The organism is Myxococcus sp. CA040A (assembly GCF_013336725.1).
In the GTDB taxonomy this organism is placed as follows: Bacteria; Myxococcota; Myxococcia; order Myxococcales; family Myxococcaceae; genus Myxococcus; species Myxococcus llanfairpwllgwyngyllgogerychwyrndrobwllllantysiliogogogochensis.
Window position 1 is genome coordinate 262,588 of sequence record NZ_JABUMR010000002.1, and the last position, 22,452, is coordinate 285,039.

The window sequence follows — 22,452 nt, forward strand, 5'->3', positions numbered from 1 at the left end:
GCGGCGTCCCGTCCGGGGGCCCGCGCGCGGAGGGGTTGGCAGATACGGGCCGAACGGGGATGCTTACGGGAATGACCTGGACACAAATTGGCATCTTCGCCAGCGTCTTCGGAGTCGGCCTCGGGGTAGCGAGTGTCATTGGCTACGTCCGTTGGCGGCACTGGACGCAGCAACTCCAGACCTGGCAGGACTTCGCCAACACTCGCGGCTGGTCCTTCACTGCGACGTCCGGATTCATGTACTCCGCGGGGACGCTGGAGATGAAGGGCCGCCACGCCGGGCGGGCGATCACCGTGGAGACCGAGCACCGGGGCTTTGGCAGGAGTTTCCACATCGTCACCATCATCCGGCACGGGCTGGGTGACGGCTTTCCGCGCGAGGTGACCATCCGGCCCGAGACGCTGGGCGACACGTTCCTCCGACTGTTCGGCGTGAAAGACGAGGATGTTGGAGATGCCGGCCTCGATAACGCGTTGGACCTGAGGAACGTCACTCCCAAGGCCCGCGCCTTCCTCCTCAACGCGGAAATGCGGCGGCCCCTGCTGAACCTGGCCCACGTCTTCGAGACCTTCTCCATCGAGAGCGGCGTCCTGACGGTGGAGGTGATCGCCGTCCCGCGCACCTCCATCGAGCTGTATGGATTGCTGACGCCCGTGCGTGAACTGGCCGACGCTGTCCGGGGCGCGCGCGGCCCTACCGACTGATGGCCCCGACGAACCGCGCGAGCACCTCAATGGGCAGGCGAGGGTAGAGTGGCCACGGAGGTGGCATGCGCCTTCGTTTTTTCCATCACGCGCTGTGGGTCCTGTCGGTCCTGCTCTTGACGTCCGCGGTGGCCGAGGAGCCCTCGGCCAGGGGCCCCCATTTCATCGAGGGGCTCGTCGTCTCCTCCTCGGGGCCGGTGCCCGACGTGGAGGTGCGAGCCACCTTCCGTGAGCACGTCCTGAGCACCCGCACCGACGCGCGAGGCCACTTCGTGTTCCGAGGCGTGGCCGGCGCGCCATGGGTCCTGACAGCGACGCGTGGCTCCGAACTGGGGACCCAGACAGTGACGATGGTGATGGGCAACGAGCGCTTCGTGGGAATCGAGCTGGCACCGCCCCGGGTCGTGAAGGGCCGTGTGCGCGGGGCGGCCGGCACTCCCCTGAAGGGCGTTCGGGTCCGAGCAGGAATCCAGCAGCGGCTCGGGCTGCTGAAGTACCAGGAGGTGCTCACCGGCGAGGACGGCGGGTTCGAGGTGCAAGTGCCCGGGTTCTCGCCCATCGCGGTCCTGGTGAATGCTCCCGAGCACGTGTCGCGGTACATCGCCCCCGCCTCGGTGGTGGCCCCGCTGGACGTGGTCCTCGAGCGCTCGGAGCCGCTGCGGGGCGAGGTCGTCGACAGCGATGGGAAGCCCGTGGTCGGCGCCTGGATTCACCTCAAGCACTACGGCCGAGTGGGCTTCCCCTCGACGTGTTTCTGGCCGCCGCCGCTCTCGGCCCAGACGCGGGCCGACGGCTCCTTCGAGCTGCCGGAGCTGGCGCGGGGCCGCTATTCCTTCCTGGTCGAGCCCAAGGACCGGCTCTCCGCGCTGGGCGAGGTGGTGATTCCCTCACAGAAGGTGCGCTGGGTGGTGCCCGCGGGTGGGCGATTGACTGTCGCCGTCGTGCTCCCCAAGGGATTGATTCACCCGATATGGGTGCACGTGGACGGGCCGCTCGGGCACCGCGATGTCCGAACCTCCTCCAGGGCTCGGCGTCCGGATGAAGCCGGGAGCGCGAGCTTCGATGGGATGGTTCCCGGCAGGTACCACGTGTCCTTGAGCTTCGACGTGCTGGAGGAGTATCGGAGGGTCTCCCGTGAGTTTCGCTTCGAGGGCGAAGCGCGGACGCTCACGTTGGACCTCCAGGGCGCTCGCCGCTTTCGTGGCCGGCTCGTCGACGAGCGCGGCGTGGCCATCCAGGGCGGGCACGCGGAGCTCAACCTGGAGCTGACAGGAGGGACGAAGCTGCTGATTCGCCGGGCGACGGCGCGCAACGGGGGCTTCGCGTTCGAGCACGTTCCGCCGGGCGAGGCGAGTGTGTTCGCGGACGCGCAGGGCCATGACGAATCGCAGCGGGTGAAGGTCCTGGATGAGCAGCCCGAGCCGGTCCGGCTCGTATCGAAGCGCGAGGCGAGCGTCCGCGACGCGGTCCGGGTGAGTGGCCGGGTGGTGGATGCTCGGGGCCGCCCCATCCCGTCCTTCCAGGTGGCGCACCAGTCATTCGAGAACGCGCAGGGGCGCTTCTCCTTGTCCTTCCCTGTCGAAGGGAACAAGCCCCTGTACGTGAGCATCTCCGCGGAGGGGTTCGCTCCCGAGCTCCGGAAGCTCGCGCCTCGCGCCGGGGCGACAGTCCGTATCGGGGACGTGAAGCTGGGGATGGGGCGGCTGCTCACGGGGCGCGTGGAGGCACCGAACGGGCAGGGGCTCTGGGAGGCCACGGTGCGGTGCAGATGGCCCGAGCTGCCCGGACGTGACGGGCCGGATGTCTGCTACGGAGCCACCTATCCGGATGGAAGTCTCTATCTCTCAGGCGTTCCCGACGAGCCCTTCCTGCTGGAGATCCAACATCACGAGTGGCCGAGGACGCGGCGGCTCATCCCCGCGGGTGTCGACACCGCGCACCTGCGTCTGTCGCCCGGGCTCACGCTGGAAGGGGTGGTGAGGGATGCCCGGGGCCTGGCCCTGGAGTCGGGCGGTGTGCTCGCGCGAATCGATGGAGAGGACCACTTCGGGACGCTCTCGACGGACGGGACCTATGTCCTGCGGGTCCCGCCCGGGGCCGGTGCCATCGAGGTGCTCAATCGACCCAGTGAGCCGGTGCCCTTCGAGGGCGCTGAAGGCCAGACGGTGCGCGCGAACCTGGTGGTGTTGACGGGAAATTGATGTGAGGCCGACAGGGGCCGGGTGAGAGCTACTTGGGGGCGCGGGCCGGCGTCTCAAGCTCCCGCCGGGCCCTGGACTTGGAATCGTCACTCGAGCAGCTTCCCATTCAAGTCGTACCGCTCGCGTCCTTGGCCGACTCACCGGCCGCACCCAGCGCCACGCCTGGCGCGACGAATCACCTCCAGCCGCGCGCTTGGCGTGACGCCGCGGCCCCGCTGCCCACCCAAGTCGGAGCCCCTCCCGTGTCAGATTCCTCTCGATCCCTCTTCTTTGGCGCCAATGCCGCGCGGACCGGTCACTTCGAGGGAGAGGGACCTCTCGTGGTCAAGAGGGCCCGCTGGAAGTTCGCGCCGAGTTCGCCCGTGACCACTCGCAACACGCCTGCAATCCATGATGGCGTGCTGTTCGCGAACTTCGATAACGACAAGCTCTACGCGCTCGACCTCTCGAAGGGAAAGGAGCTGTGGAGTGTGCGGGTCGGAGGGGGCGTTCCCGAGAGCATCTCGAATCCGATGGTTGCGCATGGATTGCTCTTCGTCGTCGGTGGCGGGCAGTGCCACGCCGTTGACCTGGGTACGCACGCCATCCGCTGGAGCGTCTCGTGCGACGCCGAGGCGACCTCCTCTCCCATCGTTGTCGACGATGACGTCTACGTGGGAACGCGGCTCGGTGGGGTGGTCGCCATCGACGCGCGCACGGGAGCCGAGCGATGGCGCGTACTGCTGCGCCGTGGTGAGAGCGTGCAGTCCGCGGTCAGCGTGACGCGCGAGTACGTCGTCGTCGGGACCAGCCAGGGCTTCGCCGAGGGCCACGTCGTCGCGCTCGACCGCGCCACGGGAGTGGAGCGATGGTCGGCGAAGGCCGGTGCGATGGGCCATGGCGGAGCGCCCGCCATCAACGGCAGCACGGTCTATGCCCTGTCCGGTATGGGGAAGCGCCTTCGCGCGCTCGACCTCGCCAGCGGCAAGGAGCGTTGGTCCTACGAGACGCGTGGCGCGCTGTGGGGAACCCCCGCCGTCGCGGATGGCGTCGTGTGCTTCACCGGCGATCACGCGATTCTCCACGCACTGAACGAAAAGACCGGGAAGGAGCTTTGGTCAGTCACGCTCGACAAGTCGCCTGCCGCCACGGTCTCGCCGGCAATCGCAGGGGACGTCGTCTACATGGGGGCTGGCAACGCCATCCACGCCTGGACGCTTCGGGAGGGAACAGAGCGCTGGCGGTGGAAGGCGCCCTACCGCGTGACGACGGCGCCGCTCGTCGCCGACGGGACGGTCTACGTGGGCTGTGAACGCGCGGTCATCGCGCTGGCGTAGCGTCCGGGTCCGGACCCGCCCCTGAATCGTGTGCGGTGGGTTCGGAGAGGCAGCCGAAAGGCCTCACGGCCGCCTTGCCGAGGGGCGTCGTGAAGGAGGGGGCTGTGCCGCGTCGACCGCGGTCGAAGGAGCGACGTCCTTCCCCGAGAGTGTCTCCAGGTACGCACAGAGCATGTCGGCCAACGCATCGGAGTAGCTGGCAATCTCCGAGGGTGTTCGAGGCCTCTCCGAGAAGGATTTTCCCACTGCGCTGAGCGTCGTCATGACGAGATCTCCCGCGAGCATGCGCGCGGGTCTGGGCGTTGTGGGCAGGACCTCGCGCATGAAGCCCTCGAACGTGGCCTTGCTCGAGGCGCGCACCTCGCGGGCTTCGGGCGCATCCCGATAGAGAGGCGCGGCGTCACTCAGCGCGACGCGGACCGCGGCCTCGTCGCACTCGGATTGGATGAAGGTGTGAACGAGAGCGCGGAGCCGTGCAAGCGGCGGACGCGTTGTGTCCTCGAGCAGCTTCTGAGTGAGCGCTGTTGTCTGTCGCCACTCGTCTGCCTGGAGTCGGAAGAGGACCGCCGCTTTGTTCGGGAAGTACTGGTACAGCGACCCGACGCTGACGCCGGCCTTCTCGGCCACGCGTGCCATCGTGAAGCGCGGGGCTCCCTCCTTCGCCAGAACCTGAATAGCCGCGCGGAGGACCGCGTCGACGAGCTCGTTCGAGCGCGCCTGTTGGGGCTCTTTTCTCGTGGAGATTCGAGGACTTCGTCGCGGGCTCATGCGCACTCCCGTCAATGCGAATTGTGAACCTGAATGATTCGTCGCATTTTGTCCAGCGTCACACTTGATGCCGCACGGAACGGAGAAACCGATGACCACGCTGACCGAAAGCCCTCTTGCCCCTCTGCTCAACCGCTTGTTCGAGGAGGCCGAGGCGATGTCGCCTCTCGCCATCCCGGAGATAGCGGCGCTCTCGCGCGAGGAGCGGGAGCGCATGATGCGAAGCAAGACGGACTACCTGGAGTTCTACGGACGGCTCAAGAACGCCGCGCTGGCCGTGTCGCGCGAGACGGGCCTCCTGCTCTACATGCTGGCGCGCGGTTCGGGCGCGCGGACCATCGTCGAGTTCGGGACGTCGTTCGGAATCTCCACGCTGCATCTGGCCGCCGCACTCCGAGACAATGGTGGGGGCCGCGTCATCACGAGTGAATTCGAGCCGTCGAAGGTCGCTCGTGCACGAAGCAACCTTGAAGCGGGAGGCCTCGCGGACCTGGTGGAGATTCGCGAAGGAGATGCACTGAAGACTCTCGCGCTCGACATCCCCCCGCGGGTCGACATGCTCCTGCTCGACGGGGCGAAGGCGCTCTACCCGGACATCCTGCGAATGCTCGAGGGCCGGCTCCGTCCAGGGGCGCTCATCGTCGCCGACAACGCCGACGACAGCCCCGACTACCTCGCGCGGGTTCGAGACCCGAGGAGTGGCTATCTCTCGACGCCATTCGCGGAGGACGTCGAGCTGTCCATGCGGCTCGGCTGAAGTGTGAGGACAGACGCGACATGAATCGCGAGTCCCCAGGTTGCCCACCGACAGCCCCGCTTCGACTTCATGGAGCTGTGGTGGGCCGGCCTGAAGTGGCCCACGCCTGGCACGAGTGTGAAACGGAAGGCCCGCACTACTCGCCGACGATGTCCGAGCCCAGGCTCACGCCGACACTGTACGCGCGGCCTGGAAGGGATTGTCGGGGCCGGTCATTCGGACTCAGCCCGGAGTGCCGGAGGGCGCCGACGACTGTTCGAGCGTCAGTGATTCGATGCATACCTGCGCCGTGCTTGCTTCGGACGTCGCACGCTCCGCCGCGCTCGCTTCCTCGGTCAATGAGGCCGATCCACCCAGCCCTTCTCCACATTCGCAGGGGCCAAAACGGCTGTTGACGCAGTAGCGCACGCTCATCGAGCCGTCGGGACAGAGGCACGTCTGGGTGTCTCCGTCCTGACAGAAGGCCAGTGCACTTCCAGTGGGGAACGCCAGTGCAGCCACCAACAGCAGTCCCTGCATGAGTTTCGAAGTCATACGCGCACTCCTGGGGGTTGGACCCGGACATCCGGATTCATTCGCATCATGAACCCGATGTCTGCGCATGGCCATGCGGGAAATCCCTATCTTCTCGTGAGGTCGTCAGTCGCCGTGGCGACCCGCGGGGAAGCAAGGGCCGCACCGGTCAGCGACAGAGAAGGTTGTCTCCTGGAGGGTATCCATGGCCCATGCTCCTCGCGGAGGAAGGAGGGGCCCCGGGCTTGTTCGACGAGTGCTACTCTTGTAATGGAATGAACATCGGGAACTCAGTTCCAGGAGAAAAATCCATGTGGGGAGCGACGGTCATCCGGGGCGTGTTGCTGGCGACGGGGCTGCTGGTGATGGGATGTGGTGGGTCGGGCGTTCCCTCTGAAGTGGAGGAGGACGTCGCGTCTCGTGAGGAGGGCCTGCACCCGATCTGTCACTCTCTGTACCGCGTGAAGTTCTACACCAACAGCGCCTACTCGACCCTGAGCGGGGAGGGGGCGTGTCTCACCTGTGAGCAGGCGATGACCCTCTACTACGGCCTGCCCACCAGCTACGCGGTCTACGAAGACGTGCGCGACATCTGCTTCTAGCGGATGAAGTTGTTGGGCATGCCGAGCACCTCGTTCGGGAGGTGCTGGGGGAGCTGCGTGACGAAGACGGGCTCGAGCCAGCGCTGTAGACTCATCCCTCATGTCTCCAAAGGCCCAGCCCTACACGACGCTCACCGGTGCGCGGTTCGAACCCCTGGCAACGGAGGTGGGTCTCGAGCGCTATTCCCTGATCGAGGTCAGCGATGATTCGGTCAACTACGAGGACCTCTTCGGCGGACGTGACGTCACCTTCGTGGTGCACGAGGGCACGCTCTCGTTGAGTGGTCCGACGTACGTGGGCAATGAGGATCCGATGGTGTGCGTCGTCGAAGGGGACGTCATCGTCGATGGCCCGCTGGTGATTCGCGACGTGGGCGTCTACGTGCCGCTGTGGATCAAGGGCTCGCTGATTGCGAGCGACCTCGTGTTGGTACACGAGGCGCAGGTGTTCATCGAGGGGGACCTCAAGCTGACCGGCAACCTCGTCACAAATGGGACGGATGCGACGCATCTGGTCGTCCACGGTGAGGCCCAGGTCGGCGCGTGGCTGCGGCCGAGTCAGAGAGGAGCCATCTATCTGCCGGCGTCGATTCCGGACCCCATCGAGGGTGATGCCCTCGCGGCTCGGCTTGCGCCCACGCTCAGCTCGTCACAGTCGTGGGTCGAGCACGTGCTCGCGGGGCAGCGGCTGCTGCGCGACTGAGGAAGAGGGACGGTCAATGCATAGGAGGGATGGGAGCCCCCTGCACGTACGGCAAGACCCGCCGCCTGCCTCCACACCTCACGCAGGCGAACACGTTGAAGTCGAACGTCCTCCTCGAATGGCCTTTCGAGGGGACGATGGGGACTCAGTCCAGTCGGCCCCGAAGTGACGGCTCGAGCTGTTGCAGCAGCTCTCGGGCCTGCTCTTCCTCCGTGAGGTGCCGCTCGTAGCGCAGCCGGCCCGCCGTGAGCTCCCAGCAGTCGAGGATATCCTCGCACTGCGTGAGGATGGCGTACCAGCGCGCGTCCTCGAGCAGCGGCGCGGCACTCTCGAGGACGCGCTGCGCCAGCGCGTACTGCGCGTACACCATGTCAGCGCCGGCCGGCATGAACTCAAGGTAGAGCGACGCGGGCGGCAGCGGGGCGCTGTCACTCAGGTTGAAGCGCGGCCCACGATGGCCGGACCCCGGCTCGAACAACCCGATTGCGTTGCGCGGCGGCCCCCTCCCATGTCCGGGTTCCGCGCCAGCGCCTCGGCCACCAGGCGCCGCGCCTCCTCCTCGCTTCCAGCCCGGACGGGGAGCATGGCGGTCCATCGGGTGTGGAGCGGAGCGACCTGCCAGACGCGGACGGTATGCATCAGCGAGGACCCGAGCCCCTCCAGGTGCGCCGAGGGCGCCTTGCGGCCGGGTGGATCTCGCTTCATCGACTGCCCAACATAGAGCAGCCGAACAGGTGCGTCGACCTGCCCGAACTCGGCCATGCGAACAGGCTCAGGCGACTGTCGGCGGCGGACTGGAGGGCCTGTTCGACGACGGCGCGCATGCGGGCCTCGTCCCCTTGCGTCAACGCATAAGAGGGATGGGGCGCAGTAGAGGGGGAAGGGTGCAGAGGAGGGTTGCGGACGTGGCCGCCCGAGAGATGTACCCGTCCGGCGGGCAGGCCGCGCAGCCCGCCCTTGGGGACGCGCTTACCTCCTCCCGCACAGGGCGCCAACCTCTACACTTCTCCAATGCCTGAGGTTGCCGGACAGGGCGATGGCGCTGGTGGTGACTCGGGGCGCTGGGCCACTGCCGTACTGAGGCAGGGACGTTCGGCGTACCTGTCTCCTGGGTGTCAGGTGCGCATCCGCTCGGCGCGGGAGGACTTCCAGGGAGAGCAGTCAATCGCATACGCGGTCTTTGCGGTGCTCAACCAGACGCCCGATGTGTCGAGTGTCAACGTGCGCGCCGAGGAGAGAGCCCTGGTCTACCTGGGACGGATGGAGCAGACAGGCACCGCTGGGTGTTGAATCTGGGAGTTCGCTATTCCCAGTTGGGGGGACGCTGAAGTTTTCCATCCAAAAATCGACTGATCTCTTCGAATTCAAAAGTGAGGTTCCCGTTATCGGAAATGATCCGGCAGTTCCAAAGACGCAAGTCACTCGTCTGAATGTGGAAATCTTTCCCGCCATAGCCAGCACCTAGCAGCTCGCGAAGATCTGCGGCGACATAGTCGGCGATCTGCCCTTCCTTTTTGCCCGAATCAAAGGTGAATCCATAGGCTGAAATGATTCCGATGGATTTTGCGATTTTGGAGGTGACTGCTTCTCCATCGGGGCCGATTTCGATCTGTGGCTCCAGAATTTCGAGGTAGTGCAATGTTGCGTCTCCTTGGTGGACGAATTAGCGCATGGCCTATCGTCCGTCTGTGCTGGTGTTGAGAGGGATTGATGTGTTGGTTCTCGAACCTAGTTTAGGGGTGTGGGTGCGTGGGCTTTGGTTGTCGGCCTGTACCGCTCTGAGCCACTCGCGGAAAGCGTCCCCATGAGAAGAAGTGGGATGCCCGTCCGAGTCAAAGTTGACGCCGTGAAGTTGGAGCGCCTGCTCCGCTCCGCTGCCGCGGCGCTACGCGCCCTGCCCCCCGAGCGCCGTGTTCGTCGCGGACGAGCAGGGCGTGAAGCGGGTTTGGGAGGGGCTCGCGGGGATGGGGCCCACCTCCTCAAGCGCGGAGGTCCAGGACGACCGGCTCCTCTTCTCGCGCACGCTCGACCTCGGGGAGGGAGACCAGTCCGATGGGTGGACCGGCCACCTCGAATCAACTCACGACGGCGTCACCTTCCCTCGGACCCGAGGCCCCCACTCCGCGCGAGCAGTGGGGGCCTCCCGTCATCGCCTACGGGCGCTGCTGAGCGAGCAACCACTCGTAGAGGTTCGGGGAGTGATACGTGTGGTCCGTGTAGTAGGCCCGGGTGTAGGCCGCATGTCCCACGTTCTCGTAGCGAGTCACCACCGTCGGTGACGGAGGAGCGCAGGCGTTCAGTCGCGCGACGAAGTCCGTGGCCGTCCGCCCCCAACTGCTGTCGTTCGCCCCGTAGAACTGCCAGACCTTCACGTCCGCCTGCGCGAGATGGCACGCGTCGGTCGTCACGTTGTCCAGGTCCGGCGTCCAGATGATGCCGCCGTAGTGGGCACCATCCGTGGGGGCAATGGCCGCGATGCGCTGGGAGTTCGCGAGCGAGAACTCCACGAAGGCGGTGGTACCGAAGCCTCCCAGCGACAGGCCCGTCAGGTACACGCGCTTGGGATTGATGCGCAAGCCGGCCTGCGCGACGTCGAGCAGGCGCTCTATTTGATAGGGATGCCAGCTCGAGCCGCTCTCGCTCAACTGCGGGACGAGCACCACGAAGGACTCCGTCACCCCGTTGACGGTGAACTCCAGCGGTTGCCCCGCGTTGATCTGCGCGGGCACGCCATTGGCCAGCGTCCTGGACAGCTCCGTCGTGCCATTGCCACGCTCCCCGATGCCGTGGAGGAAGATGAGCAGCGGCCACCGACGGAGCGGGTCGACGTCATACCCACGCGGCAACGACTCGTAGTACCCCATCTGACCGTTCCAGAGCTTGGGCACCGTGGTCACCCTCGGCGTGAGGGTGCGCTGGGTGACGGGCAGTGGCGGCGTGCTGGCACGCCGGTGGGAGAGCATCCAGTGGTAGATGTTGCTGGCCACCGGCTGCGTGGGGGAAGCGCCCGAGCCGATGATCCAATGGTCCCCCGTCGCGGGGCGCGTGTAGCGCGGCGCCGGGTCCGGCGCGGGGGAGCAGGCGTTGAGGCCGTTCACCGCGGCGTCCGTCGAACTCACGTGCACCGTGCCGTCATCCGCCGCGTGGAAGGCCCACACGGGCACGTCCTCGGTGGCCAGCCGGCAGACCTGGGACACGCCGTTCACGCTGTAGACGCGCCCGCCCGAGAAGGGGACGATGGCGGCAATCTGGCGGGCGTGCGCGTCCGAGCGCTGCGGGAAGCTCCAGGTGTGGAACGCGCCCAGCGAGAAGCCCATCAGGTACACGCGGTCCGCGTCGGCGCGGAGATTCGCCTTGGCCGAGTCGATCATCGCCTGGGTGAAGAAGTCCTGCCAGTCGCCGTAGTTTCCGTGGAGCTGCGGAATCATGACGATGAACGACTCGGTCACTCCGTTGATGGCGAACTCCAACGGCAGGTTGTCCCGGACGAGCGTCATGTTGCCAAGCACGCTCGGCAGCGACTCCGGGGTGCTGCCCTTCTCGCCGACGCCGTGGTGGAAGACGATGACCGGCCACTTGCGGTTAGGGTCCGTGTTGTACCCGCGAGGCAGCGACTCGTAGTAGTGGATGAGCTTGCCGCCCGCCGTGACGGACTTCTCGGTGAGCGTGCGCAGGAAGGGCGTACCGCTTCCCGTACTCGGCACCACGGACACGCTCACGTCATCGGACGCGTTCGCGCCCTGGGCATCCGTCACCGTGAGGCGGAAGACGTAGGTCCCCTGCGTCAGGTTGCTCGCGACGAGCGGGGTCCAGGGGTTCTGGTAGAGCCGCGCCGTGGTGGGGCCCGAGACCTGGGACCACACGAAGGTCATGCTCTGTCCCTCCGGGTCGGAGAAGGACTGCTGGAGCGCCACCGTGTTGGTGGGCAGCGGCACGGTGCGGTCGGCCCCGGCGTTCACCACGGGGGGCTGATTCACCACCACGCCGCCGTCCTGCTCGATGACCTCGAGCACGCCCAGGTAGCCGAAGATGGCGCCGGGCTTCATCGTCACGGTGATGTCCAAAGCCCCGTTGGAGGGCACCAGGTTCGTCAACTGCACCACGCCGTCGATGTTGTTGGTCGCCTGCAGATCCACCGCCTGCGTGCCCACCGTGTAGCGCGTCGTCCTGTCCGCCGTGTCACCCGCCATCCGCGACGCATAGAAGCGCAGCGAGTAGGTGCCATTGATGGCCAGCCCGGAGAGGCGGACCTGCGCCTGCGAGTCCGTCGTCCCCTCGTTGGTGCCAATGAAGAACGTGTCCCGCGTGGCCGACGCGGGATAGACGGTGCTCGCGGTGGTGCCCCCGCCGTTGTAGGCGCCCGTCCAGCCCTGCCAGAACCCGTCCGTTATCTGGAGCGACAACCCCGAGCTCACGCCCGTGGCGTCCACCAGGTTGCTCAGCGATGAGCCCGTGGAGCCGAAGTGGAGATTGTTCCACCCCGGCGTGGCGGTGGGCCCGTCACCGAAGTCGACGAGGAAGCGCCGCTCGGCGGCGACGGCCTCGGAGGCGCCCCAGACCTGGAGGAGCAGTGAGACCACCGCGAACATGGGAAGTCCGGGCAGTGCCCGGCGGAAGATACGCATGATGGAGAACCCTCCTTGGTTCGCCTTCATGGTATCCAGGCCTAGCAATATTTACATGAATTTCGTGTTCCTTTGGCTGTCGTAGTACCACTGTATCTGTATCCAGGCTGCCGGAAAGGTGGCCCCCCGCGGACCTCGAGACGCCGTCCGGGCTCAGCGGAGGAAGTGCCACGCGGCCTCTTCGCCCAGGTCGCCGTAAAGCGGCCGGTCCAGGGCCACGACCTCGCTGTTGAGCAGTCCCAGCAGGTGATACATCGACCGCAACCGGCCAATCTGGGTCTCGACGGCGGGGCTGTAGGCGGGGCCATTGAGGTCCTTGTTCTTCACCAGTCGGCTCGAGCCGACGCCCCCGAGGGTCGTCCGAGTCCGGCCCAGGCTGCTTCAGCTTCATTCCCCGGCTCCGCGCGTGTGACCTCATGCCTGGAGAACACTCGGCAGGCAGTGCGTGAATCTCCTCAATTCCGTCCGTCGTCTGGCACGTTGGTGCTGCCGCGCGTCTTTGCGCCAGGTCCCGAATCGTGTGTCGGTGGTCCGGAGAGGGCAGGGAGGAAGGCTCCTCGGAGGCATCATTCAGTGGTGTCTTGGATTGAAGTCAGCAAGGCCCTGTCGAGAGCGCGACGGTCATTTCAGACGCCAGTGACTTCAATGGCAACGGCGATGATAAGGTGCAGGGGGCTGGCTCGCTCCGGGTCGACTCGCCGGACAGAAGTGCGACTGTGTTTGTCGCCTGGAAGATTCCTCTGGAGTGGTAGTTGATTGGGGCTGGAACCTTCGCGTGGCCTTGATGGCAGGATTTGCGCCGGAATGTGACGCTAATCACTCCCTTGGTGATGTATAGTCCGTGGCGGGGCCGGAAATTCTTCGCGGAGTTCCATCATGCCGCTACAATCGCGACGCCTCTTCTCGTGTCTTTGCATCTTGCTGCTGGCTGCATGTGGAGGTGAGTCCTCCGACCTGTCCTCCCATTCCACCTCGCGCGGGTCGCTGGTCCAGGATGACTACGGAGACGTGCCGTGGGAGGCCACCCCTGTCGATCCCCATGCCGGCCCCATCGTGGGCGCCCTGGACTTCGACGGGGACCACGACGTCTTCTCCTTCACCGCCCAGGCTGGGCGCTACTACCGTTTCCAGTGCCTCTTCTCCGGCCCGCTCTCGGAGTGGACCCTTCGCCGCTTTGACGCCCAGATGCAGGGGGCGGAGACCGAGGGGGTCTGGGCGCCGCCTGGAATGGGCATCCACTTCAAGGTGGCGGTCACGGAGCCCACGTACCTGAGCATCTCCTCCCGGCCCGCGGTGACGGTGAGTCCCTACTCCTGTGAAATCGTCGAGCTGGGTTTGGACGACCATGGGGACCTGGCCGCCACCGCGACGCCCTGGAACCCAGCGACCGCTGCTACGGGCGTCCTTGAGTATGTCTTCGACCGGGATGTGTTCTCGCTGTCCCTTCCACGGGGAGCCGTCTATCGCGTGCGTTGCGAGTCGACGACGCTGAACCCCTGCAAGGTGAATGTCACCTCGCCGGTGGGGACTGCCACGGGAGCGACGGTCCAGGCAGCCGTCTTCAATGCCACGCACCCGGGGACCTACAGCGTAGAGGTCACCCCGGACTGGTACGCGCCCTTGCTCCTCAATGGTACCTATGCCCTCCAGCTCGACTTCCTCGAGGCCGACGACCATGGGGACGTGCTGGAGTTCGCCACACCGCTAACCCCTTCGCCCACGCCCTTCACCGGCAGGGTGTCGAATGCCAGGGACCGGGATGTCTTCACCTTCTCGGCGGTACAGGACCATCTCTATCGCTTCACCTGTAGTGCGCCACCGAGCCCTGGCCTCCTGCTCCGTGACGGTGCTGGGGTGGCGGTGGAGGGCTCGGTCCATGTGTCGGGTTGGAGCACGAGTGTCTCCGTGGAGGCGCCCGCTGCTGGTGGCTATTCCGTCGAACTCTTTCACGACAACTTCGTCGGCCCCTACACCTGCGCCCTTGAGGACCTGGGGCTGGATGACCATGGGGACTCGGCTGGCGTGGCGACGGCCATTGCGTTCCCCACGACGCTCGACGGCCACCTGGAGACGCGCGGGGACGTGGATGTGTTCACGTTCCCTGTCCAGGCGGGGCGCATCTATCGCTTCCTTCGCACGAGCGGCACGGGGAGTTCCCAGGCCCTCCAGCTCAGGAATGCCCAGGGGCAGTCGCTCCAGACCTCGAACTCCGGGCATCTGATTCATGAGGCCACGGAGGACGCGCAGTACACCCTGGAGGTGAAGCTTGATCCCGGTGGCATCCGCTACCCAGGAACGTACGTCATCGAGGCCACCGACATGGGGCCTGACGACCACGCGAACACGCAAGTGGGCGCGACCGTACTGGTGCCGGGGCAGACCGCGACGGGCTGGCGGCATCGCGAGCAGGACCGGGATGTCTTCGTCTTCCACGCGCAGGACCAGACCCTCTACATCTTGTACTGCACCGTGTGCGATCTCACCTTCGAGACGCCCAACGGGCCGGCGCGTCGGATTCACCATGGAGGTCCGACCCGGTTCTTTTTCGATCCGGTCGAGGCGGGGCCCATCTATGTCACCGTCAACCAGGCGTTCGTCGGGGCCTTCTATGACCTTCGGTTGGAGGTGGCCGCCGTGGATGACCATGGGGACGACGTGGCCCATGCCACGGTCATCACCTTCCCCTCGTCGTTCATGGCCGCGTTGGATTCCTTCTACGACGTGGATGTCTTCGCGGCCGACCTGGTGGCAGGTCAGCCGCGCCGGGTCCAGGTCCTGGGCGCCTACTCGATGTTCCAGGTGTTGGACCCGATGGGCCAGCCGGTGGCCGTGAACTCCGTGGGCGAGTTCACGCCGCAGCTCTCGGGGAGCCACCATGTCGTGGTCAAGGTCGACCCCTGGTATGCCTACCAATCCGGGGCATTCCGGCTGACGCTGGACTGAGGTTGCCGGGGTTCCGCGAGGGCACGGAGGGTTTCTCCTCCGTGTCCTTGTTGTCTGGGGGCACACCTCCCGTGCGTGGCCTCGAGTTGGAGAAGAGGCTCGCCACTCCGGAGGGCGCGACCGGCTGGACTCCGCCAGGGCGGGTCGTCCGGCGTCCCTCAGGGACTGACGATTCGCCCCAGGAAGAGCACGCTCTTCGTCTCCACCTCTTCAATGAAGAAGAAGAACGGGCGGTCCACCCGGAACTCCGGCGGGAGGGACACGGGGACGCCCTCGATGGCGGTGGCGGCGGCGGCCTCGGTGCCGCGCTCGTCCACGGCCACGAAGGTCTGGTGTTGCGCGCCGCTGAGCATCAACCGCTCCTGCCGGGTGATGCCAGACAGGTCCGCCTGGGTGCTGAAGGCATCCACCATGCCCAGCGCCTTCAGTGCGTCGACGACGGAGAGCGACTGGCTCACTTCGAAGCGAGGCATGCTCAGCATCACGTGCTGGTTCCTCAATTGCGCGCGCACGGTATCCAGGAAGGCGGCGGACAGGCGCTGCGCCACGTCTTGGAAGCGATTCGCATCGGGAATGACCAGGAGCATGCGGAAGGCGCGGCCCGTGTACGGAAGCGCGATGGCTTCATAGCCATCACCTGACGCGACGGGGAAGAGCCAGGAGGTGCTCATCGTGGGGACAGGGGTCGTGGCTCCGTCCAGCCCGTGGAAGGGCTCCGAGCGGGTCCCCTGGGGCATGAACGGCGCACGCCAGCTCCCCTTGAAGTACAGGGCATTGGCCAGGACCAGGCGCGTGTCCGGACGCACCTCGCCCTCGGGAATCAGGTCCTGGATGCGCCCGTTCGTCTTGCCGGAGACCCAGTCGTTGATGGAGCGACGCACGCCGTCCGCGTCCGCGGCGAAGTCCACCGCGCGCAGACCCGCGCCATGGTGCTCGGCGAGCACATCCAGGTAGGACGCCTCCAGGGGATAGCCCTGCTGGCTCCACAGGGCATTCACCGTGCGGAAGGTCGGCGCATCACCGGTGTCGCCATGAGACTGGCCCGCCTGGGCCTGGAGTGCCAGGTCCAATCGGTTGAGCGCGGGATGCAGCCGCTCCTGAGGCAACGTGAAGCCGAGTGCCCGCGCCATCTGCGCCGAGGTGTCACCGCGCGCTCCGGCGTACACCATACTGAAGGCCCGGGTGAGGCTGAGCGGAGACAGGACGACATTCTCTCCGGGCTTGTCCACCTGCCGGTACATGGCCACGCCGAAGTCGGTGTTGCTCGCGACGAGCGAGGCGAAGTCGGCGTCGGAGACGACAGGCGCCGCCACCCGTTCCTTGTTGGAGGCCACCAGCTCCCCGGGAGCCGGAGTCTCGTCCTCCATGGGCGTCTGGACGTCGGAGTGGCAGGCAGCCAATCCCAACAGCGCGGTGAATACACAAGCCTTCAGCGGGGTCGACGACATCGGGGTCCAGTCCTTTCGGAGTGCGGCGGAATGCCCTGAGAAGCAAGCGCCATGCGCATCCTTCCGGCCTGGGATTTCAATGGGTTGCACCCAGCGCGGGACGGCGCTCCTCGGATTTTCGAGGACAGGTCCCCGCCTCTTGATGGAAATCCCGTGGCTGCTGTTTCACCGAAGTTGAGGGTGATGGCTGATGCGGGGAGCCGAACGATTCATCCGCACCCTCAAGGAGGAGTTGCTCTGGATTCGGACCCTCTCCACCGTGGAGGAACTCCGGCGGGCCCTGTTGGAGTGGGCCCGCCGGTCCACCGAGCACTGGCTCCTGAATCACTACGGCTTCCTCTCGCCGGGTCAGGCCCGGCGGGGGCTGATGCTGAAGCAAGCTGCCTGATTACGACCAGCCTGGTGTCTCAACAATCCAGTGCGGTACAAAAGGCCACTTAGTTGGGGCAGCCGTTTGGCCCGTAGCAATGGAAGCAGGCGTTGTTGCAGTTTGTTCCATTGCAGAGCGCGACATCGGCATTGCCGTGGCAGGCGGGAATGGTGAGGTCCTCCATGCTGTACTTGGTGATGATGTCCCCACACGCGGTAATGGCATCCGTCGCGCCCGAATTGGCATCCACCGACATGGCGTTGAAGTCATAGGTGGAGCCGCTTTCGGGCCGGCCCACGGTCCACTGGCCCATGGTCACCTTCTTCGCTGCGTTGGCGGCAGAGAAATCCCCTGCCCTGATGTTCCACATCTCCAGGGGGTCGAGCTGGACGCTGCCGCTGCCTGACCAGCCGGCGCGGCTGAAGTTGAAAGTCACAGGCCCGTTTCCACTGCAGTTATGCACCGCGAAGTGCATTGAGTGCCCCGAATGCTGGAACGTCACCGGGCCATTCCAACTGGTGGTGCGCAGACGAACGCTAGTTGAATTGCGGCGGACCCTGTCGCAAGGGAGAAGGGCCGGCGTGCATGCGCTGGGCTCGTCGCTGCCGAGCGGGTTCTCGCAGCCCTCGCAGTAGTAGTCGCTCACGGTGGCGGTGAAGACGGGATTGCCTGCCGGAGGCTGCCCGCACGTGGGGTCACCATAGATGGATGCGGCCCAGGTTCTTTGCTGCGCCGTGCAGCTCCCCGCCAGGGAGGAGGATTGCTCGGCGAAGGATTCTGGCAGCGTGGCGAGCTCGGCCGCGTTGTCCCGCCGGAGCTGCTCTCTCTGCGAGGAGGTGCGCGTGAGGCTCTCGCGGCTCCGCAGGGCCGCCGGCAGGGGCTGGGAGTCGGGCGCCACGGCCAGGAACACCTCCTCCGCCGAGTGCTTCAGGAAGAAGCGGGGCGCCACGAGCGGGCGATGCGGGAACTTCGCGACGACGGCCATGCCGACGTCACCGTTCTGGCCCGCCAGCCAGATGACAGCGCTGTCCGCGTCTCCGACGCGGGCCAGCTCACCAGGGAGGGGAGTCCGGGGCAGCTCGGCGTGCGCGGGAGTCACGCCCACGAGGCAGACGGCGCTGGCGAGCGCCAGCGCGAGAAAGGACACGGATGATTTCAAGGTGGAGGCTCCAGTAGGCGACGGCGTCCATTCGCCGTCACTCCCTGGAACGGGAAATCCCCCGGATTCTCCTCACCAATCTCAGGCGCGAGAGGCCCGCGCCGCGTCCTGGCTCTCACCGGGGCGCGGCCGTGGGCTGTCTGATATGTCAACGGCGGTGCGCTCGCGGTTGGTTATCCGCCGGGCGCCGCGAGGGCTCATCTCTCCCTGACGCTGGTCTACGAGCTCGCGTGGCGCGGTGGCCGGTACGGCATCGCGGCGGCCCTCATCGGAGGAGGGCAGGGCAACTCAGTGTTCGTCGGGGCGCTCTGAGTCAGGCGGAGCGACGCTCCTTCGGCCACATCGAGGTGCGTTCGCAGCCAGCCCACCCCTGCCTCCACCTGGTCCTGGCGGACGAAGCCGGCGATGGACTCCGGGCGCGTCTGTCCGTCGCGATGGTGAGCGCGAGCGTGGGGCCGGTATCGCCGTCACCTGCTGCCCGCGCTGGGTGCGCACCTCCGGCCCGATGCCCAGTGCCTGCATCGCCGCCGCATGGCTGTTCACGCGGGGGCTCAGGCGCCCCTCAGAAATTCGTGAGCCTGTATTGGCTTGCATTGATGCACGCGTTCGCGTGAGATGCCGGCGGCCCGGCCGGGGTGCCTGTTTGGAGTTGCCTCCGCTTGCCCATGCCCGACCTTTCCCTGTCACTTCGCTCTTGTCGCCCGTTCCTCGGGCTCGCCTTGTGCTGTCTCGCGCTCGTGGGCCCGCGTGCCGCCGCGCAGGACGCCTCCGCTCCGTCACAGCTGTCCGATGGTTCTCACCTGGGGCTGGGCGTTCGGATGGCCTATGGCATCCCGAAGAAGAAGGTCTCCGAGGCCTCGGGGCTGGCCATGGGCCTCGAGGGTCTCATCGCGCCCCAGGTGGATGTCTCGTGGTTCTTCTCGTCCCACCTCTCCCTCGGCCTGTATGGCCAGTACGGGGTGGGGCGGTACTCGCGCTTCTGCTCGGAGGAGTCGTGTCGCGGCGGCGTGCTGCGCCTGGGCGTGGGCCTGCAGTACCAGTTCGCGCCGGAGAGTCCCTGGAGCCCCTGGCTGGGGGCGGGCGTGGGCTATCAGCGTCACATGCAGAATGAGCACCTCGCGTATGGGGACACTTCAACCGTCGAGTCGGGATTCGAGCTCATGCGGCTCGAGGCCGGCCTCGACTTCTCGTTCGCCGGCCGCTTCCTCGTGGGCCCCTACGTCACGGGCAGCATGTCCTCATACTTCTGGCGCTCCATGAAAACGGACGGCTACCCATCGTCATCGATGCCCGCCAACTCCGACCTGGAGTTCTGGGTGATGCCCGGCGTACGGCTCCAGGCGCGACTGTAGCGCTCGGGCGGCGGCTTCAGGCCCGGAGGGCTCGGGGGTGGGACGCGGGCACCTTCGATGACGACCTTGAGGCCGCGAGGCTCGTCGCGACGCTTCGTAGTCGATTCCGAAGTCGAGGAGCCTCGCCGGGCGCTCCTCGACGGATGTGCCGCTACGCCCCCGCGTCCAGAACGCGGCGGCGCTACGGTGTGAGCGTCGCGTTGAACGAGTAGTGGCCTGAGCCCTGCGTCACGCCGGTGGTGGGGAAGGTGACAGGCATCGCGCCGTACGTCCTGCTGACCCAACGCTCGGTCCCCGACCCGTTGATATAGGCAAGGACGGTGCTGCCGCTGTTCAACCCCACCACGAGCCAATAGGTACCCGCCGGGAGGGAGACCGGCGTGACGACGTTGACGGTGTTCCACCCGACCACGGGGACGAACGACGTTGTCGTCGCCTTGAGGCTGCCGGGCGCGCCACCCGCGAGGCTGTCATAGACGGCCAGGGTCAGGTTGCCAGTCGAGGTCCCCACGGCCTTGACGTTGATTCTCAAGGTCTGGAGCGTGGCCGTTTGTGTCAGCGCAACCTGGTTGCCGACCAGCAGATCCGCGAGGCCCGAGTCCGTGCCCGACAGGATGTTCGTCTCACCGATGGTGATTGACGAACTCGAGCTGGTCACGAACGAGTTCACCTGACCTGTGCCGGTGCCGTCGGTGCTGCTGGCGAGCGCGCAGAAGTAGTACGTGGTGCCAGACGTCAGGCCGGTGAGGGGCTGATTGAAGGTGACCGGGGTGCTTCCGCCGCCAAGGCTGACGCCGCCGCTGGTCGGGGCGCGGGTCCCGAAGGTGTCGTTGCAGCTTCCGGGATGGGTCGCGCTGTAGCGGAACCAGCCGGTGGTCGCGGCACCATTGGGGGTGCCCGCCCCGTTCAACGTGGTGCTGCTCGAAGTGACGCTGGTCGCATCCGAGGTGACGACGGTTGGAGCGGCTCCCGGGGCCGAAGTGGTGAACGACAGCACCGCGCTCGCGGGCGTCACTCCCACCGGATTGCTGGCGATGGCGCAGAAGTAGTACGTGGTGCTCGCCGCGAGCCCCGTCACCGGCTGGGTGTACGTGAGCGTCGAGCCGCCGCTGCCCAGGCTCACGCCACCGGTGGCGGGAGCGCGAGTTCCAAAGGTGTCGTCGCAGCTGCCGGGGTGGGTGGAGCTGTACCGGAACCAGCCCGTGCTCTGCGCTCCATGGGGGTTGGCCGAGCCGTTGAGCGAGGCGCCTGATGCGCCGACATTGCTGGCCGCCGAGGTGGTCGTGGTCGGCGCCACGGCGCCGCTGCATGGGGCATTGGTGTTGAGCGTGAGAACCCAGTCGTTGCAGGTGGTGGACTGCGGAGCCGCGTCGTCGCAGTTCGACTGGTGGCTCGTGGTCCACGGAGGCGTGGTGAAGTCCTGGGTCCCGGTGTTGGCGAAACTGGTGCCGACGGTCGTGTACGCACCGTTGGTGGGGTTGAACCATTTGACCGTGGAGGTGCCGCACAGCTTCGTCATGTCCACGCGGACGGTGCGGGACGACGGGATGTAGATGACCACCGCCGACCCGTTGGAGGTCCGCGCGGTCGTCGCGTAATAGTTGGTCCGGACGGCGTTGTTGCCATAGCAGCTGGTGCTGTTGCTCCCGCTGGTGCACATGCCCTGGGTCACGATGGTGCTCCCGTTGACCGGGTCACAAGGCCCTCGGTCGGGGACCAGGTCCCACCAGTTGAACCCACTGGGACCATCGAAGAAGGTCCGCAAGTGCTGCATGAAGAGGGCGCCTGGGTGCGTCGGGTTGTTGAGCAGGGACTTGTTGGGGAACGGCGCCCCCAGCTGCCACTCATGGGACGCCCCGTAGAGAGTGCCAACGGAGCCGGAGGTGATGGACCACCAGGCCACCTTCCGGGTGTCTCGCCCAGTCACGCCTTCGTCTTCATACTTGGGCTCCATCAGGAAGCTGGGCATGATCGCCGGCAGGGTTCGCCCATAGTCGACGTGCTGTTTGTAGTAGGCCGCGTTGTAGTTGTAGACGCCGCTGAGGGTGACAAGTCCTCCCCACACCGACCAGTCGCCATCAAGGGAGCTGGTCCCGGTGGTGGGGGCGAGCTGGAGCACGAAGAGCTTCGGCTTGACGTTGTCCGTGCTCTTGATGCCGCTCGCCACCGCGGCCATGCGCGCCTTGTCATTGACGTCGACATCGAAGTAGTCGCCGCCCATCCACCAGACGATGTTGTGGTGGTTCTTGTAGCGGTTGCCGAGATACTGGCCGTACTGGTTCGCCCGTGTCGTTCCATTCGCGACGAGGGTCTCGTGGAAGCCGACGGGCCCGTCGATGGGCGTCGTGAAGAGCACGATGTTGTTCTGGTTGGCGGCCGCCACCAGGGCATCGACCCGGGCGAAGTAGGCCTCGTTCGGCGTGCTCAAGTCCCAGCAAGGGCCATAGTCGCAAGTCTGGGTGAGCGTCCCGGTGAAGGGCTTGATGCCGTCCCAGGTGGAGGAGTCAGGTTTGGAGTAGTCCTGAATCAACCAGACATCCGCGGCGTTGACACCCTGGCTGGCCTTCGTGGCGAAGATGGTATTGAAGTCTGCGGGGTCGACTCCGGTGACGATGGATTGGGGATTGAATCCGTTCACGAGGAACGGGACGTTGTTCTGGTCGACCAGGTAGCGGTGGTTGGCGCTGACCTTCAGCGGGAAGGTGAAGGTCGGTCCGATGCTCTTCTGGCCCGTGGTGTCGAGCGCAACGGCGTCGCCTGAAGCTTCGACCTGCGCCGAACAGGCTGTCATCACCGAGCAGATGGCGCCGAGCAGGGCCATCCGTAGAAGGAGGGCAGGGCGGCCCGATTCAGAAACGCCAACGTCATTGGGACTGCATGTCCATGAGCTCATGAAACAACTCCGAGTAACCCAGCCAGCGAACCGGCTTCGCGGCTGGAATGAGGCACCCTGTCGTGCGCGAACCGGGAAGGAACCCCCGCGAAATCGCG

The 22,452-nt window shown here is 66.2% G+C and carries 18 protein-coding genes and 1 pseudogene; 10 read left to right on the plus strand and 9 right to left on the minus strand.

Annotation, left to right across the window (positions count from 1 at the left end; genetic code table 11):
• Positions 1-71: 71 nt before the first annotated feature.
• From HUA75_RS08110 to HUA75_RS08120, 3 genes are all read left to right on the plus strand, one after another.
• Complete coding sequence (locus HUA75_RS08110; protein ID WP_254627460.1) at positions 72-704, plus strand: hypothetical protein; 633 nt, start codon at positions 72-74, stop codon at positions 702-704.
• A 65-nt stretch (positions 705-769) separates the two neighbouring features.
• The gene (locus tag HUA75_RS08115; RefSeq protein WP_174486025.1) at positions 770-2,905 is read left to right on the plus strand and encodes a carboxypeptidase-like regulatory domain-containing protein; all 2,136 of its coding nucleotides are present in this window, start codon (positions 770-772) and stop codon (positions 2,903-2,905) included.
• Positions 2,906-3,225: 320 nt separating this feature from the next.
• Positions 3,226-4,221 carry a PQQ-binding-like beta-propeller repeat protein gene (locus tag HUA75_RS08120; RefSeq protein WP_174486026.1) on the plus strand — a complete coding sequence of 332 codons (996 nt, stop codon included), beginning with the start codon at positions 3,226-3,228 and terminating at the stop codon, positions 4,219-4,221.
• A 63-nt stretch (positions 4,222-4,284) separates the two neighbouring features.
• On the opposite strand, the gene HUA75_RS08125 is transcribed toward HUA75_RS08120, so the two are convergent.
• Positions 4,285-5,163 carry a TetR family transcriptional regulator gene (locus HUA75_RS08125; protein ID WP_371746076.1) on the minus strand — a complete coding sequence of 293 codons (879 nt, stop codon included), beginning with the start codon at positions 5,161-5,163 and terminating at the stop codon, positions 4,285-4,287.
• Here HUA75_RS08125 and HUA75_RS08130 point away from each other — a divergent pair.
• On the plus strand, positions 5,081-5,746 hold the full coding sequence (locus HUA75_RS08130) for an O-methyltransferase (protein ID WP_174486027.1): 666 nt from the start codon (positions 5,081-5,083) through the stop codon (positions 5,744-5,746). The two genes, HUA75_RS08125 and HUA75_RS08130, sit on opposite strands and share 83 nt — an antisense overlap.
• Positions 5,747-5,968: 222 nt before the next feature.
• Here the strand turns inward: HUA75_RS08130 and HUA75_RS08135 are convergent, their stop codons facing one another.
• Complete coding sequence (locus HUA75_RS08135) at positions 5,969-6,280, minus strand: hypothetical protein (protein WP_174486028.1); 312 nt, start codon at positions 6,278-6,280, stop codon at positions 5,969-5,971.
• 290 nt (positions 6,281-6,570) lie between these two features.
• On the opposite strand from HUA75_RS08135, the gene HUA75_RS08140 reads away from it, so the two are divergent.
• Complete coding sequence (locus tag HUA75_RS08140) at positions 6,571-6,861, plus strand: hypothetical protein (RefSeq protein WP_174478574.1); 291 nt, start codon at positions 6,571-6,573, stop codon at positions 6,859-6,861.
• A gap of 100 nt (positions 6,862-6,961) precedes the next feature.
• Positions 6,962-7,564 (plus strand): hypothetical protein, encoded by a 603-nt coding sequence (locus HUA75_RS08145; protein WP_141641210.1) that lies wholly within the window; start codon positions 6,962-6,964, stop codon positions 7,562-7,564.
• A gap of 145 nt (positions 7,565-7,709) precedes the next feature.
• Here HUA75_RS08145 and HUA75_RS08150 read toward each other — a convergent pair whose 3' ends face one another.
• The 4 genes from HUA75_RS08150 to HUA75_RS08170 form a co-directional block, all read right to left on the minus strand.
• Positions 7,710-7,952, minus strand: coding sequence for a hypothetical protein (locus tag HUA75_RS08150; protein ID WP_174486029.1), 243 nt, complete (start codon positions 7,950-7,952; stop codon positions 7,710-7,712).
• Between the two features lie 915 nt (positions 7,953-8,867).
• On the minus strand, positions 8,868-9,203 hold the full coding sequence (locus HUA75_RS08160; RefSeq protein WP_174486031.1) for a hypothetical protein: 336 nt from the start codon (positions 9,201-9,203) through the stop codon (positions 8,868-8,870).
• Between the two features lie 514 nt (positions 9,204-9,717).
• Positions 9,718-12,189, minus strand: a complete 2,472-nt coding sequence (locus HUA75_RS08165) for a hypothetical protein (protein ID WP_174486032.1) — start codon at positions 12,187-12,189, stop codon at positions 9,718-9,720.
• Between the two features lie 153 nt (positions 12,190-12,342).
• Positions 12,343-12,516 (minus strand): hypothetical protein, encoded by a 174-nt coding sequence (locus tag HUA75_RS08170; protein ID WP_174486033.1) that lies wholly within the window; start codon positions 12,514-12,516, stop codon positions 12,343-12,345.
• 549 nt (positions 12,517-13,065) lie between these two features.
• On the opposite strand from HUA75_RS08170, the gene HUA75_RS08175 reads away from it, so the two are divergent.
• Positions 13,066-15,132, plus strand: a complete 2,067-nt coding sequence (locus HUA75_RS08175; RefSeq protein ID WP_174486034.1) for a hypothetical protein — start codon at positions 13,066-13,068, stop codon at positions 15,130-15,132.
• A gap of 158 nt (positions 15,133-15,290) precedes the next feature.
• Here the strand turns inward: HUA75_RS08175 and HUA75_RS08180 are convergent, their stop codons facing one another.
• Positions 15,291-16,580: a serpin family protein gene (locus tag HUA75_RS08180; RefSeq protein WP_141641205.1), complete on the minus strand. Its 1,290-nt coding sequence runs from the start codon at positions 16,578-16,580 to the stop codon at positions 15,291-15,293.
• Between the two features lie 190 nt (positions 16,581-16,770).
• On the opposite strand from HUA75_RS08180, the gene HUA75_RS08185 reads away from it, so the two are divergent.
• Positions 16,771-16,968, plus strand: a complete 198-nt coding sequence (locus HUA75_RS08185) for a hypothetical protein (RefSeq protein ID WP_174485932.1) — start codon at positions 16,771-16,773, stop codon at positions 16,966-16,968.
• Between the two features lie 49 nt (positions 16,969-17,017).
• On the opposite strand, the gene HUA75_RS08190 is transcribed toward HUA75_RS08185, so the two are convergent.
• A complete protein-coding gene (locus tag HUA75_RS08190) occupies positions 17,018-18,109 on the minus strand; it encodes a hypothetical protein (protein WP_217445992.1) in 1,092 nt (363 codons plus the stop codon).
• Between the two features lie 159 nt (positions 18,110-18,268).
• Here HUA75_RS08190 and HUA75_RS46520 point away from each other — a divergent pair.
• Together HUA75_RS46520 and HUA75_RS08200 are read left to right on the plus strand one after the other, a co-directional pair.
• Positions 18,269-18,421 (plus strand): annotated as a pseudogene (locus HUA75_RS46520) (acetyl-CoA C-acyltransferase); the annotation flags it as partial.
• A gap of 506 nt (positions 18,422-18,927) precedes the next feature.
• Positions 18,928-19,461, plus strand: a complete 534-nt coding sequence (locus tag HUA75_RS08200; RefSeq protein WP_141641203.1) for an autotransporter outer membrane beta-barrel domain-containing protein — start codon at positions 18,928-18,930, stop codon at positions 19,459-19,461.
• 181 nt (positions 19,462-19,642) lie between these two features.
• On the opposite strand, the gene HUA75_RS08205 is transcribed toward HUA75_RS08200, so the two are convergent.
• Complete coding sequence (locus HUA75_RS08205) at positions 19,643-22,354, minus strand: DUF4038 domain-containing protein (RefSeq protein ID WP_217445993.1); 2,712 nt, start codon at positions 22,352-22,354, stop codon at positions 19,643-19,645.
• Between the last annotated feature and the right edge of the window lie 98 nt (positions 22,355-22,452).